Here is a 13831-nt window from a genome sequence, read left to right on the forward strand (position 1 = left end):
AGCCCGTCACGCCTGCACGTAGTCGGACGCGTTGTGCTTGCGCATCACCTCTTCGAAGCGGCGTGCGAACGCCTCGTCGGCGAGCTTCTTGCGGCGCTGGATGTCGGCGGTCGAGACCATGTTCTTCTCATGCATCTCGAGCAGGTCGCCGATATGCTTCTGCGCAGCGGCGCCGATGCCGGCCATCGTCTCCTCGGCGGTGTTGTCGACCTTGGATCCAAGCGTGTTGATCTTGTGGGCGACCTCCTGCTGGGCGGCGGTCTTCAAGCTGTCTTCCAGGGCCTTGTAGAGGACGATGCGCTGCTCGGTGTCGATGGTCAGCTTGTTGATCAGCGTGTTCTGCGCGGCGATCTGGTTGTTGAGCGAATCCACGAAGGTCTGGAACATCGAGGTGTAGCGCTCGAGCGTCTGGCTCTCGGCCAGCAGTTCCTGCTCCTTGGCCTGCATCTCGTTGTACTCGGTAGCCATCTTTGAGCGCTCGCCCTCAAGCTGGGTTCGGTCGGTCTGGCTGGTCGAGGCTGAAATCCTGTTCTCGATGTCGAGCAGCATCGGGTTCAGTTCCTCGATGCGCTTCTGCACCCCGGTCAGGGTCTCGATCGTGGCCTTGCGGCGCTCGATCACCTGCGAGAGGCTGGACTCGGATGTGGAATAGCGCTGTTCCAGAATCTGCTTCTGGGCGGTGAGGATGCCGACGATGGTGTCGGACTTGGACAGCAGTTCCTGCAGATTGCCGGACAGCGACATGTTGCGGACGCGCTCTGTGCGCATGCGCTGCTTGGACTCGGGGGAGAAGATGCCGATGAAGGTTTCCCAGCCGGTGAAGCTCTTCATGTTCTCGAACTCGGCGCCGAAGACGTTGGTGGCGTCCTCGAGGCCGATGATGAGGTCGGCGATGTTGCCTTCCATCACCTTCTGCTGCCTCAGCACGTCCTCGATGCGGGCGTTCTCGATGTCGAAGTCGGATGCGCCGATCTTGTCGTCGGTCCGGGCGAGCTTGTCGAGCACGGTGCCGGACTGCTCGATCTTCGAGCGCATGTCTTCCACGACCTTTTTCGTCTTGGCAATTTCGGCATCGAAGTTCTGCAGTGTCGCCATCCTCGTATCTCCCGGCTTAGCGTGACGCGGCCCGGAATATATGGGTGCTGGATAACGATGGAAAGGCGAGAAGGACGGTTGCGGAACGATTCCGGTCCGCCGTTGCGGGATCGATCCGGCCGCTGCGCACGACGATGTCGCAGAAGGATTACGATTCGCCGCGCGACGCCGCGTCATGACGCTTGAATCGGCATGAAAATGGTGTTTGGCTGGCGCAAACGGGCTCGAAGCGGCAATTGCACGCAAAAAATTCGGGTCAAGGACGCAAGCAACAACAAATGGGAGAAAGACATATGTCGCGAAAAATGTCCTTGGCCGCGGCCCTCGGCCTGACGGCGATGCTGTCGACCGGCGCGCTGGCGGCCGATCCGGACAGCTGCAAGTCGGTCAAGTTCGCCGATGTAGGCTGGACCGACATCACCGCAACGACGGCGACGGCATCGGTGATCCTAGAGGCGCTCGGCTATGCGCCTGATACGCAGGTTCTGTCCGTTCCGGTCACCTACACCTCGCTGTCGTCCAAGGACATCGACGTCTTCCTCGGCAACTGGATGCCGACCATGGAAGCCGACATCAAGCCATACCTGGACGACAAGTCGGTGGAATCGATCAAGGTCAACCTCGAGGGCGCGAAGTACACGCTCGCGGTGCCGAAATACACGTTCGACGAGGGCCTCAAGGATTTCGCGGATATCGCCAAGTTCAAGGACAAGCTCGGCGGCAAGATCTACGGCATCGAGGCCGGCAACGACGGCAACCGCCTGATCCTCGACATGATCGCGGCCAACCAGTTCGACCTCGGCGGCTTCGAGCTGGTGGAAAGCTCGGAGGCCGGCATGCTGGCGGCGGTGCAGAAGGCAGCCGGCTCGAAGGAGGACGTGGTCTTCCTCGGCTGGGAGCCGCACCCGATGAACGCCAACATCGACATGGCCTATCTCTCGGGTGGCGACGATGTGTTCGGCCCGGACTACGGCGGCGCCACCGTGCATACCAACGTGCGTGCGGGCTATGTCGGCGAATGCCCGAACGTGGGCAAGTTCATCTCCAACCTCGTCTTCTCGCTGAAGATGGAAAACGAGATCATGGGCGCCATCCTCAACGACGGTAAGGACGCGCCGGCCGCCGCCACCGACTGGCTGAAGGCCAACCCGGACGCCGTCGCGCCGTGGCTTGAGGGCGTCACGACGTTCGACGGCGGCGACGCCGCGGCCGCCGTGAAGTCCGCGCTGGGGATGTGATCCGCGGATGCCTTTGACGCACTGACGGTTGGGGCGGCCGTTCTGGCAGGACGGCCGCCCTTTTCGTGGGCAAGCAAGATTGAGGGAGGGGCGACTTGGATCCGATCAGCGAACTCATCAGAAGCGCCAAGATACCCATAGGGTCGTGGGGAAAGGCATTTTTCGACTTCCTGACGACCAACTTCGAGTGGTTCTTCGATTCCATCGCCGACGGCGTCACCTTCGTGCTCGACGGCCTGATCGATTTCCTCCTGTGGTTCCCGCCGGTCGTGCTGGTGGCAGTTATCGCCGCGCTCGCATGGTGGCTGCAGAGAAGCTGGAAGCTCGCGCTCGGCGTCGCGCTCGGGCTGCTGTTCATCGTCAACCAGGGTCTCTGGAAGGAGACGATCGAGACGATCGTTCTGGTGGTCGGGGCGGCCGCCGCATCGATGGCGATCGGCGTGCCGATCGGCATCTGGGCGGCGCACAGCCCGCGCGCCTGGGCGTGGCTCAACCCCGTGCTCGACCTGATGCAGACGATGCCCACCTTCGTCTACCTGATCCCGGTGCTGATCCTGTTCGGCCTCGGCATCGCGCCGGGCCTCATCGTCACCGTGATCTTCGCCGCGCCGGCGCCGATTCGGCTCACCTATCTCGGCATCAAGTCGGTGCCGACGCCGATGCTGGAGGCGGGCGAGGCGTTCGGCGCGACCAAGCGGCAGTTGCTCTGGAAGGTCGAACTGCCGGCTGCGCTGCCGACGATCATGGCGGGCCTCACGCAGTGCATCATGCTGTGCCTGTCGATGGTGGTCATCGCGGCGCTGATCGGCGCCAACGGGCTCGGCAAGCCGGTGGTGCGCGCGCTGAACTCGGTCAACATCCCGCTCGGGCTCGAGGCAGGGCTGGCTATCGTCGTCCTCGCGATCATCCTTGACCGGATGTCGCGTGTGCAGGTCGGAGGCGCCCGATGAACGCCGTCGAATTCCGTAACGTCGACATCATCTTCGGCGATGACACGCGCGAGGCGCTCGCGATGCTGGACGCCGGCGCCGACCGCGCCGAGATCCTGGCGAAGACCGGCAACGTGCTGGGTTGCGCGGGCGCCAACCTCGCTGTTGAGGAAGGCGAGATCTCCGTCCTCATGGGCCTGTCGGGGTCGGGCAAGTCGACCCTGCTGCGCGCCGTCAACGGGCTCAACAAGGTGACCCGCGGCGAGGTGATCGTGCACGACAACGGCTGGTCGGCCGACGTCGTCACCTGCTCGCCGACCGAGCTGCGCAAGATCCGCCGGGAATGCGTCGCCATGGTGTTCCAGCAGTTCGCGCTGCTGCCCTGGCGCACGGTCGAGCAGAATGTCGGCTTCGGGCTCGAACTGGCCGGCGTTCCCGAGGCGGAGCGCCGCGAGCGCGTCGCCAGGCAGCTCAAGCTGGTCAATCTCGACCAGTGGGCCGGCAAATACGCCCACGAACTCTCTGGCGGCATGCAGCAGCGCGTCGGCCTGGCCCGCGCCTTCGCCACCGAGGCGCCCATCCTGCTGATGGACGAACCGTTTTCCGCGCTCGACCCGCTGATCCGTACCAAGCTGCAGGACGAACTGCTGCAACTCCAGACCGAGTTGAAGAAGACCATCGTCTTCGTCAGCCACGACCTGGAGGAGGCGCTGAAGATCGGCAACCGCATCACCATCATGGAGGGCGGGCGCATCGTCCAGTCGGGCGCGCCGGAAGACATCGTGCTCAGGCCAGCCAACGACTACGTGCGCGACTTCATCGCCAACGTGAATCCGTTGTCGGTGCTGACTGCCTGGAACGTGATGCGCGACCGCCGCGACCTCGAGCCGGCCGGCGACGGCTGGCTCTGGCTCGACCGGCGACAGACATCGCGCTTCAAGCTCGATGAGCAGGGGCTGGTGGTGGCCGCCGAACGTGACGGCAAGCCCTGCGTGTGGACGTCGTGCGACGACATCGACGGCATCCAGGTCTCCGAGCCGCACATCTTCTGGGCGCGCCCGGGAACCTCGCTGAAGACCGTGATGCTGGCCATGCACCGTTCGCAGACGGCGCCCGTTGCGCTGTTCGACGACCAGTCGCGCTTCGTCGGCTCGATCGGCGTCAGGGACGTGCTGAGCGCGGTGCTGCGAAGGTAGACGATCGACTTCCAACGGCACGCGGCGGCGGCGCACGAGGCCCGCCGCAGGCTTTTCGCACATTCTCCAAACGGATGCCCAATGACCTGGATCAACACGATTGCCTATGACGAGTCGACGGGGCGGCTGCGGCAGCTCTACGACCGCATCAAGGGGCCGGACAACAACGTCGACAACATCATGATGGCGCACAGCCTGAGGCCGCACACCATGGACGGCCACATGACGTTGTACAAATACGTGCTGCACCACTCCGCCAACACCGTGCCGAAGTGGTTCCTGGAGGCGCTCGGCGTACTGGTCAGCCACATCAACCGCTGCGCCTACTGCGTCGAGCACCATTTCGCCGGGCTGGCGCGGCTGCTCGGCGACCCGGCCCGGGCCGCCACGATGCGTGCCGCCATCGAAGGTGGGGCCTTCGATGGCGCGTTCGAGGCGCGCGAGCAGGCCGGGCTGCGCTATGCGGTCAAGCTGACGCGCAGCCCCTCCGAGGTCGGCCCCGGCGACGTGCAGGCGCTGCGCGGCGCCGGCTTCGACGACGGACAGATCCTCGAGATCAATCAGGTCGTCGCCTACTTCGCCTACGCCAACCGCACCGTGCTCGGCCTCGGCATCACCACCGACGGCGACATCCTCGGCCTGTCGCCGAACAATTCGGCCGATGCCGGCGACTGGAGCCACCGGTAGGAAGCGGATGCTCCGGCTTCTCAGTCCTCGTGCTCGAGACCGGTGTCGAAGGCCGCCTCGAACTGCGCCGCATAGGGCCTGACCATGTCGGCATAGGCGGCGCCCTCGGCGCGCATCAGTTCGATCCCGGCGACATGCTCCTCCATCAGGGCGCGCAGTTCGGCCTTCTGCTCCCCGCTCAGGTGGGACGCGCCGTCCAGGCTCTCGAGCGAACGGGTGAAACGCTCGGAAATGACGTTCGCGGGGATTGTCGCCAGGAACCCGCGGAAGGCCTGGCCAAGCGCGCGCCTCCAGGTTTCGCGGGTGAAGCCGGCAGCCATGATGCGGCCGTCCGTGACGGCGTCCTCGTCGAAGATGCGGTCGGCCTCTTCCTCATCGTAGGCGAACGGACCGAACTCGGGCAGCAGCTCGACCAGCAGCGCGGTGACACGTCCGGCGTCGTCCGGTGTAAAACTCCTGGCGGGCAGGTTCAGCCCGAGCGCCAGGCCGATGCCGGATATCGCGGCGATCAGCGAGCGGCGGAAGAGACCATGCTTCCTCACGACAGGCACTCCCGCTCGATAACGCCCTGCGTGTCGGCTTCGGCCTTGGCCTGTACGACCGATCCTCCGACCGAGACGGCCTGCGCGGCGATGGCGCCGCCGCGCCCGCCGAAGCCGCCGAGACCGCCGACCATGGACAGCGCGCCGCCGAGCATTGCGGCGTTGGTTGCGCCGCGCCGCGCCTGCGCAACGGCGTCCTGGCATCGCGCCGTCGCCGACCGGCTGGTCGCCTGTTTCGATTCCGTTCCGGCGGCGGGCTTGGCCTTCGTTCTCGACGCGACCTCGTTGCCACCGGTCTGACTGCATGCGGCGAGGACGCCGCAGAACAGCACTGCGATTATTCTCATCGTATTTCCTCTGTCCGGATTGTCCTGCGGCCGCGGGAAGCGGGCGCTGGTGTGCCGGCGGGTCTACGATGACGGGGAACCCTGGTCTTGGCGTCGCGCGAACGGATGCGGGTGCGGACGAACCGCGTCGGCGCTAGTTCATGCGGCGAAGCGCGGCCGCCCTGACGTCGCGCGGTGTCCTGCCGAAACGCTGGCGGAATGTCCTGTTGAAGTGGGACAGGTCGCCGAAGCCGCAGTCGAAGGCGATCGTCGCGATCGTCGCGGCGTTGCGCGCCGCGAGCGCCGCGTGCGCGGCATCCAGCCTGGCGTTGCGCAGGAACTCGCCGAACGTCGTTCCGGCGCGCTCGAACAGGCGCTGCACGTAACGTGGCGTGACGCCGTGGCGACGGGCGACGGAAGCGATGTCGAGCTCGTGGTCGTCGAGGTGGCGCGCAACGTCTGTCCTGATCAGCGCCAGCCGCGCCCCGCCGACGCCGGGCAGGTCGATCGGCAGGGGGTCGTCGCGGCCATCGATCGCGAGCGCGGCGAGTTGGTGAAGCTGGCTTGCGGCCAGACGCGCGCCGGCATCGTCCAGCGCGATGCCGTCGAGCAGCAGCCTGGCATATCCCGCGATGAGCGCCGCGCCGGGCGCCGCCGCCGGAATGTGGTGGAACGGCCGGCTGCCGATCGCCGGAGCGAGCTCGGCCATCTGTCGCCTGTCCAGGACGACTGCGGTCAGCCGGGTTTCCGGGAGGTTGAAGGACTGGCGCAGACTTTCGTTGACGATCATGATGTCGCCTTTCGAAACGCCGACGCGCCGGCCGCCCGTGATCGACACCTCGTAGTCCGCGTCGTGCAGGGTCAGCATGTAGTTCTGCCGGCCGTCCGCCGTCAGTTCGCGGGTACGCTCGATGCGCGTCGCAGAATAGCGGGCCGAACCGACGACGGTGTCGCCGACGAGGCCACGGCAAACGAGTTCGAAGGCGAAGCGGGTCTTTTCGATCGGCGTGAACTGCAGTCCGGCCACGCTGCGGGCGACGAAATCGTGCAGATAGGAAAGCTGCTCGGGCGGCGGCACGTCATGGTTGGACAGCGTCAGCATGGCCGGCTTCCCGGTGCGGCGCGGCCGGCGTCGGTTTCACGTCCTGCGCTTTGTGTCGGCATGCCGCCGGCGACGAAAATCATCTGGCTGTCCCTCATTTGGGCCGCACATTCGCCGCGGTGCGTTTCCTGTCGATGACGCGGCGGGATTTGCTCTGTAACCTCTGCGGCGATTTCGGGCGCGGCCAAAATGATGCTGGCACAAGTGAATTCCGCCGGCGACGCGCAACAACCCGACTAGCCCTGCTTGCCGAAGTTGCAGGAACTGTAGACGGCCGGCGTGTCTTTGCGGGATTTCCGGCTGGGCCGCCCGGCGTCGGCGGGAAGCTCAGCGTCCCTCGCGGTACCACATCGAGCCGAGCGCCAGGAGAAGCAGGCCGAGACCGAAGAAGCCGCCGAAGAGCGGCACGCGGCTGACCGACTTCAAGACGCTGTCGTCGGTGGTCCGGAGACCGATCCAGTCGCTTCCGGCGGCGTTGGCGGACGAGCGCACGGGAACGATGCCGGGCAGCGACACGCCCGTGAGGGACGCGATGCGCCGCACCGATCCTCCCGACGCCTCGGTAACCGGCCGCAGCACCTCGCCGGTCGATATCGTGTCGGCGAATTCCGGCGCGTTGACCGGCCCGACATGGGCGAGCGCCGACAGGTCGCCGTTGCCGACCTGGTAGAGGCCGATCTCGCCGACCTCAGCGGAGCCGGTGAAGACGCCCGGCTGCGAGGATGCAAGCGGCAGGGAGAGGACCTTGCCCGACGGCGATATGACCGTCGCCGGACCGGGATCGTCCGACATGGTCTGCCGGACGACGTCGAGCGTCATGCCGCGCCCGCTGGCGACAAGGCGTTCCTCTTCGAGTTCGGGCTCCTTCATCAGCCAGTGCGCCATGCGGCGGTAGAGCTGGACATGCGGCCCGCCCCCCTCGAATCCGCGCGCCCATAGCCAGCCCTGGTCTGACAGCAGCATGCCCACACGGCCTTCGCCCTTGCGGTCGAGCAGCAGGAGCGGACGGTCCTCCGGCCCCTTCATGACGACCTCGCCCTCCGGGCGGTCGATGCCGACGAGGCGGAACCAGCGGCTCCAGTGCGGCGGCTCGCTGGCCGACCCGTCGAGGCCGCGTGTGACCGGGTGGCGCTGGCCGAGATCGGTGAGGCGGGGATAGAAGGCCTGCTCGACGACAAGGCCGGAGGGCATGGCCGGCAGGGCCGACATCAGCGGGGTGCGGGCGATCGACTGCTCGCCGGCATATTCGGGGCCGGCGGCGATCAGCAGGGCGCCGCCCTTTTCGACATATTCGGCGATGTAGTCGTAGTAGAGGATCGGCAGCACGTCGCGGTGCTGATAGCGGTCGAAGATGATGAGGTCGAAATCGTCGATCTTCTCGACGAACAGCTCGCGCGTCGGGAAGGCGATGAGCGACAGCTCGTTGATCGGCGTGCCGTCCTGCTTCTCCGGCGGGCGCAGGATGGTGAAGTGAACGAGGTCGACCGAGGCGTCGGACTTCAGGAGGTTGCGCCAGGTGCGTTCGCCGGCATGCGGCTCGCCGGAGACGAGCAGGACGCGCAGGTTCTCGCGGATGCCGTCGACGATGGCGATCGCGCGGTTGTTGGTGTCGGTGATCTCGCCGTCCTCGTCCGGGATCGACAGCTCGACGATGTTGCGGCCGGCATTGGGAACGACGATGTCGAGAAGCATCGGCTGGCCGATCGCCGCGCGCTCGGTGGAGACCGGTTCGCCGTTGATCGAGACGCGAACCTCGACCGGTCCCTGCCGGCCGTCGCTGGCAATCACCCGGTAGGTCATCTGCAGCGGCTTGTCGACGAGGCCGAAGCGCGGCGCATTTTCGAAGCGGATGCGGCGGTCGCGCTCGCCTTCGTCGCCGGTAATCAGCGCGTGAAGCGGCGCCTGGAACGGCTCGGCGCCGGCGGGGACGTCGTGAACCTGGCCGTCGGTGATCATCACCGCGCCGGCCACCCGCGAGGGCGGCACGTCGCGAAACGCCGTGTCGAGGGCGCCGAACAGGCGGGTCTGGGTCCGGTCGTCCGCGGCGTCGGCGCGTCCGGCCTCGACCACGCGGACTTCGAACTGGGGGAACCGGGCTAGGCGCTGCTGCAGACCGGCCAGCGCGGCATCGGTCTCCGCCTGGCGGTCTGCGATGTCCTGGCTCTGGCTTCGGTCGACGATGAGGGCGACGACGCTCTTCAGCGGTTCACGCTCCTCGTCCAGCAGGACCGGGTTGATCAGTGCGGCGGCGAGCGCGGCAAGCGCCGTGACGCGAAGCCACGCGCCGCGCTGGCGGAACACAAGGCCGGCCAGCGCGAGCAGGGCGATAGGCACGAGGATGACGGCCAGCCATTCCCACGACAGAAGCGGTTCGAAGGCGAGCGACCAGTTCATCTACTGTCCGAGCCTCTCGAGCAGGATCGGCACGTGCACCTGGTCGGATTTGTAGTTGCCGGTCAGCATGTACATCATGATGTTGACGCCGGAGCGCAAGGCGTAGATGCGCTGCATCGGATCGGAGGGCACGGTCGGCAGCATCGGGTTGCCCGACGCGTCGATCGCCCACGCGCCGGCGAAATCGTTGGCGGTGATCATGATCGGGCTGACGCCGTCGCCGGTGCGCACCGGCCGGTTCTCGATGTTCTCCGCATAGAGCGAGGCCTCGACCCAGAGCGGGCTGCCGTTGAAGCGGCCCGGAAACTCCGGAAGGATGAAGAAGGATTTTGTCAGCACGTGGTCGGCAGGCACCGGCTCGAGCGGCGGTACGTTGAGGCTGGCCAGGATGTCGCGCAGCCGTTGGGTCGCCGGGCTGGCGGAGCCGGCGTCGATGCCGGTCGAATACTGGTCGCGGGTGTCAAAGAGAACTGTTCCGCCCGCCTGCATGTAGGCGTCCACGCGGGCAATGGCCTCCTCGCTGGGCATTTCGGCATTGGCGTCGACCGGCCAGTAGATGATGGGATAGAACGACAGTTCGTCGCTTGCGATATCGACGCCGGCCGGCTCGCCGGGTTCGAGCGCGGTCTTCTCGACCAGAAAGCGCGACAGGCCGGTGAGGCCGGCGCGGCTGATCGAATCGACGGCGGCGTCGCCGGTGATCACATAGGCGATGCGCGTGGTGGAGATCGCCGCGATTGCGTCTTCGTCTCCGGGCTTTGCGTCCTGCGCGGTGGCGCTGTCGGGCGAGAGGAGGAGGGCTGCGGCGACCAAGAGCGCCGACGCGGCTGCCCCGGCCGTGCGCTTCAGCGCGCGCGGGCGGCGCGACAGCAGCCCGCCCATCCAGAAGACGGCAAGCGTGTCGAGCAGCATGAGCGCGAGTGCGGCAGCCACGAGCGGCCCCTTCAGGTCACGCGATTCGTCGAAAGCATATCGCAGTTCGGTGACCGGCGCAGTCACCGCCGGCCGCTGCAGCGGCGCGAAGGCGGCGTCGGCCTCGAGGAGATTGTGGGCGACGACGCCTTCCTCGGCGCCGTAGAGGCCGGGCGGGTTCTCGAGGGTGACAGCGCGCGCGCCGGCGCCGGCGGGTAGCGGGCGGGCATCCGGCGTCGGCGGCACCAAAGTCCCGTCCGCCGCGATCATGCGGTAGGGCGCAAGCGAGACGGTCGCGCCCTCGGCGCCGGCCGTCGCCGCGCCCTGGTTGCGCGAGAGCTGGACGATGCGGCGGAGCATCTCGACGAAGCTGCCGGAAATCGGCAGGTTCGACCACGTCGCCTCCGGCGTGACATGGAACAGCACGACGGTGCCGCGCTCGCGGCGCGCGCCGGTGACAAGAGGCGTGCCGTCGGCAAGGCTGGCCCAGGTACGCTCGACGATGTCGGATGTCGGCTCGGCGAGCACCTGGCGCGTGACGCTGACCTCGGCCGGCGGTGCGAGGTCGGCGAAGGGGCCGCCTGGCGGGAAGTCCGATACGGGTTGCGGCGTCGTCCATGACAGCGCGCCGCCCATCGAACGTTCGCCGAGGCGCAGGCGCACCGGCAGAAGATCCTCGTCGTTGCCGGCGGCGGCCAGCCGCGATCCCGCGAAGCGCACCAGGGTGCCGCCGTCGCGCACCCATTCCAGCAGTTGCGTGCGCGCGGCGTCGGGGATGGTGCCGACATCGGCCATGACGATCATCGCCGGATTGCGGTCGATGATCTCGGGGATGGCCTCGGCGAGGTCGCGGCTGGAAGGCTCGACGAGATCGGCGAAGGGCTGCAACGCGCGGGTGATGTAGTAGAGGGGCGAGAGCAGCGGCTGGGCCTGATCGGCCTCGGCCTGCGACAGGAGGCCGACCCGACGTCGCTTCGAGCCCTCGTCGAGCAGGCGAACCGCGGCAGCCTGCGCCTCGCCGTCGATGACGACCGAGGCGAAATCGTTGCGCAGCTCGAAGGGAACGTTCATCTGCCCGCTGCCGGTGGTCTGGCCGGGGCCAAAGCTGATGACGGCGTCGGCGATGCGCCGGCCGCGATCGTCGAAGGCGCCGGCTGTCACCTGGCGCGGCGCGCCGTCGCCGGGCGGGCGGATGGCAGTCAGGCTGAAGCCCGCCACGTCGTTGTCGGCGGCGGTCAGACCGACCATGTCGAGCCGGTCGGGAACCGCCCAGAACAGGTTGGCCGCGCCACGCCCCAGCAGGGCGGAGAAGGCGGCCTCGTCGCCGGGGGCGGCCAGCCCGTCGGCGAGGACGGCGACGGAGGCGCCCGGCAATTGCTCGAGTGCCGATGCGACGCGGGCATAGACGGCAGGGCGGTCGACCGGCACCGGGCGCGGTTCGGCGACGTTGAGCTTGTCGAGCGCCGACGCCGCGTCGAAGGGGCCGATCTCGGCGTTGGGCTGTTCTGCGGTGAAGGCAAGCACGACCGGCGAGCCGGTGGCGCTGGCATCGGCGATCAGGCGTTCGGCGGTCGCAACCCTGCGGTCCCAGCCGGCAGCCGAGGCCCACCCGTTGTCGATGACCAGCGCCAGCGCCGAGCCGCCGGTCGGCAGGCGCTCGCGCGGATTCCAGATAGGTTCGGCGAGCGCCAGGACCACCAGCGCCGCCATCAGAAGGCGAAGCAGCGTCAGCCACCATGGGCTCTGGTGCGGCGTTTCCTCCTTGCGCAGGACGCGCGCCAGGATCTTCAGCGGCGGGAACACTTCCATGCGCGGTTTCGGCGGGGTGAGCCGCAGCAGCCACCAGATGACCGGCAGTGCGAGCAGGCCCCAGAGGATCGCCGGAAACCCGAAGCTGAGCGGCAGCCAGCTCATCGGCGCATGCCCGCGGCGTAGCCGCCGTCGGCCGTCATCGCCATGTGCACCCCCACCAGCGCCTCGGAAGCGAGCCGGTCGGTGTGGTTGACGGTGTAGCTCCAGCCAAGCCGCTTGCAGCGGCGCGCCAGTTCCTCGCGGCGGGCGGCGTAGGCGTGGCGATAGTCGTCGCGCAGCGTCTCGGCCCGGCCGGCGGTCAGCTTCTCGCCGGTCTCCGGGTCGGTGAACTCGGTGCGGCCGGCATAGGGGAAGGCCTCCTCGGCGGGGTCCGCCACCTCGATGAGGTGGGCCCGCACACCGTGGCGCGCCAGAACGTCGAGCCAGGCCATCACGTCATCCGCGGGATCGAGGAAGTCTCCGGCGAGCACGATATCGGAAAAGCGCCTGATGTTCGACAGGTCGGGGCGGCCCGGCAGGTCGGCGGCATGGGCGAGGCGCGCAGCCAGCCGTTCGGCCCCGTTGCGCGCGGTAAAGGGGTCGGTCAGCCCCGGCCAGGCGATGCGCTCGCCGCTGCGCGACAACAGTTCGGCCAGAGCGAGGACCAGGACGAGCGCGCGGGATTCCTTGGAAACCATGGCGCCGGCCGACTTGTAGAGCATCGACGGCGAGGGGTCGGCCCAGAGCCAGACGGTGTGGGCCGCCTCCCATTCGCGATCGCGCACATAGGTGTGGTCGTCGCGGGCCGAGCGGCGCCAGTCGATGCGCGACATGGCGTCGCCCTCGACATAGGGCCGGAATTGCCAGAAATTCTCGCCGATGCCGCGCTTGCGCCGGCCATGCCAGCCGCCGATGACCGTGTTCACGATGCGGCGCGCCTCGACCAGCAGATCCGGGACGAGCGAGGCGCGCAGCCGCCCCCTGGCCAGCGCGTCGCGCGCCGCGACGGGCGCGACGATTTCACCGATGCTCGCCATCACGCTCCCTCGCTGCGGCGCTCGCCACGGTCAGCCCTGGGCTTTCACCAGCCCGGCGATCACGTCGCGCACGGTGACGCCCTCGGCTCGGGCGGCGAAGGTGAGCGCCATCCGATGCTGGAGCACGGGTTCGGCGAGCGCATGGATGTCGTCGACGGACGGCGCGAGCCGGCCGTCATAGAGGGCGCGGGCGCGGGCGCAGAGCGTCAGCGCCTGCGATGCGCGCGGTCCCGGTCCCCAGGCGACGATCCGGTCGGTCTCGGCATTGCCCTGACCGGGGCGGGCCGAGCGCACCAGCTTCAGGATCGCCTCGACGACGCTCTCGGGAACCGGCATGCGGCGGATGAGCGTCTGGATGTCCTTGAGGCGGGCGGGATCCAGCACGTTTTCGGCGCGCACGTCCTCGACGCCGGTCGTCTCGACGAGGATGCGCCGCTCGGCCTCGATCTCCGGATAGAGGATGTCGATCTGCATCAAGAAGCGGTCGAGCTGCGCCTCCGGAAGCGGATAGGTGCCTTCCTGCTCGAGCGGGTTCTGCGTCGCCAGCACGTGAAACGGCGACGGCAGGTCGTGGGGGGGGGG

At 67.8% G+C, this 13831-nt stretch carries 12 protein-coding genes; 4 read left to right on the forward strand and 8 right to left on the reverse strand.

Annotated elements, in window-relative coordinates; all coding sequences use genetic code 11:
- Positions 1 to 6 precede the first annotated feature (6 nt).
- A complete protein-coding gene (locus ABUE31_RS01080) occupies positions 7 to 1095 on the reverse strand; it encodes a hypothetical protein (RefSeq protein ID WP_367721624.1) in 1089 nt (362 codons plus the stop codon).
- Between the two features lie 293 nt (positions 1096 to 1388).
- Here ABUE31_RS01080 and ABUE31_RS01085 point away from each other — a divergent pair, with 293 nt between their 5' ends.
- The 4 genes from ABUE31_RS01085 to ABUE31_RS01100 all read left to right on the forward strand — a co-directional run bounded on the left by ABUE31_RS01085 (position 1389) and on the right by ABUE31_RS01100 (position 5145).
- Positions 1389 to 2333, forward strand: a complete 945-nt coding sequence (locus tag ABUE31_RS01085) for a choline ABC transporter substrate-binding protein (RefSeq protein WP_367721625.1) — start codon at positions 1389 to 1391, stop codon at positions 2331 to 2333.
- A 95-nt stretch (positions 2334 to 2428) separates the two neighbouring features.
- Positions 2429 to 3283 (forward strand): choline ABC transporter permease subunit, encoded by an 855-nt coding sequence (gene choW / locus ABUE31_RS01090; protein ID WP_367721626.1) that lies wholly within the window; start codon positions 2429 to 2431, stop codon positions 3281 to 3283.
- A complete protein-coding gene (gene choV / locus ABUE31_RS01095) occupies positions 3280 to 4458 on the forward strand; it encodes a choline ABC transporter ATP-binding protein (RefSeq protein ID WP_367721627.1) in 1179 nt (392 codons plus the stop codon). Before choW ends, choV begins: the two co-directional genes overlap by 4 nt.
- An 81-nt stretch (positions 4459 to 4539) precedes the next feature.
- Positions 4540 to 5145: a carboxymuconolactone decarboxylase family protein gene (locus ABUE31_RS01100; RefSeq protein ID WP_367721628.1), complete on the forward strand. Its 606-nt coding sequence runs from the start codon at positions 4540 to 4542 to the stop codon at positions 5143 to 5145.
- A 20-nt stretch (positions 5146 to 5165) separates the two neighbouring features.
- Here ABUE31_RS01100 and ABUE31_RS01105 read toward each other — a convergent pair whose 3' ends face one another.
- From ABUE31_RS01105 to ABUE31_RS01135, 7 genes are all read right to left on the reverse strand, one after another.
- Positions 5166 to 5687, reverse strand: coding sequence for a hypothetical protein (locus tag ABUE31_RS01105; protein ID WP_367721629.1), 522 nt, complete (start codon positions 5685 to 5687; stop codon positions 5166 to 5168).
- The gene (locus tag ABUE31_RS01110; RefSeq protein WP_367721630.1) at positions 5684 to 6034 is read right to left on the reverse strand and encodes a hypothetical protein; all 351 of its coding nucleotides are present in this window, start codon (positions 6032 to 6034) and stop codon (positions 5684 to 5686) included. Before ABUE31_RS01110 ends, ABUE31_RS01105 begins: the two co-directional genes overlap by 4 nt.
- 133 nt (positions 6035 to 6167) lie before the next feature.
- Complete coding sequence (locus ABUE31_RS01115) at positions 6168 to 7115, reverse strand: AraC family transcriptional regulator (RefSeq protein ID WP_367721631.1); 948 nt, start codon at positions 7113 to 7115, stop codon at positions 6168 to 6170.
- Between the two features lie 327 nt (positions 7116 to 7442).
- Positions 7443 to 9509 (reverse strand): hypothetical protein, encoded by a 2067-nt coding sequence (locus ABUE31_RS01120; protein WP_367721632.1) that lies wholly within the window; start codon positions 9507 to 9509, stop codon positions 7443 to 7445.
- Positions 9510 to 12335 carry a DUF4159 domain-containing protein gene (locus ABUE31_RS01125; protein ID WP_367721633.1) on the reverse strand — a complete coding sequence of 942 codons (2826 nt, stop codon included), beginning with the start codon at positions 12333 to 12335 and terminating at the stop codon, positions 9510 to 9512.
- Positions 12332 to 13249, reverse strand: a complete 918-nt coding sequence (locus tag ABUE31_RS01130) for a DUF58 domain-containing protein (RefSeq protein ID WP_367721634.1) — start codon at positions 13247 to 13249, stop codon at positions 12332 to 12334. Before ABUE31_RS01130 ends, ABUE31_RS01125 begins: the two co-directional genes overlap by 4 nt.
- A gap of 30 nt (positions 13250 to 13279) precedes the next feature.
- The coding region (locus ABUE31_RS01135) for an AAA family ATPase (RefSeq protein ID WP_367721635.1) at positions 13280 to 13831 on the reverse strand (552 nt) is incomplete at its 5' end.

Source organism: Mesorhizobium marinum, from assembly GCF_040813675.1.
Lineage (GTDB): Bacteria > Pseudomonadota > Alphaproteobacteria > Rhizobiales > Rhizobiaceae > Mesorhizobium_K > Mesorhizobium_K marinum.

Coding starts and splice junctions, on each gene's coding strand:
- ABUE31_RS01080 (WP_367721624.1), bottom strand. CDS start 1,095: ATGGCGACACTGCAGAACTTCGATGCCGAAATTGCCAAGACGAAAAAG.
- ABUE31_RS01085 (WP_367721625.1), top strand. CDS start 1,389: ATGTCGCGAAAAATGTCCTTGGCCGCGGCCCTCGGCCTGACGGCGATG.
- choV (WP_367721627.1), top strand. CDS start 3,280: ATGAACGCCGTCGAATTCCGTAACGTCGACATCATCTTCGGCGATGAC.
- ABUE31_RS01100 (WP_367721628.1), top strand. CDS start 4,540: ATGACCTGGATCAACACGATTGCCTATGACGAGTCGACGGGGCGGCTG.
- ABUE31_RS01110 (WP_367721630.1), bottom strand. CDS start 6,034: ATGAGAATAATCGCAGTGCTGTTCTGCGGCGTCCTCGCCGCATGCAGT.
- ABUE31_RS01115 (WP_367721631.1), bottom strand. CDS start 7,115: ATGCTGACGCTGTCCAACCATGACGTGCCGCCGCCCGAGCAGCTTTCC.
- ABUE31_RS01120 (WP_367721632.1), bottom strand. CDS start 9,509: ATGAACTGGTCGCTCGCCTTCGAACCGCTTCTGTCGTGGGAATGGCTG.
- ABUE31_RS01125 (WP_367721633.1), bottom strand. CDS start 12,335: ATGAGCTGGCTGCCGCTCAGCTTCGGGTTTCCGGCGATCCTCTGGGGC.
- ABUE31_RS01130 (WP_367721634.1), bottom strand. CDS start 13,249: ATGGCGAGCATCGGTGAAATCGTCGCGCCCGTCGCGGCGCGCGACGCG.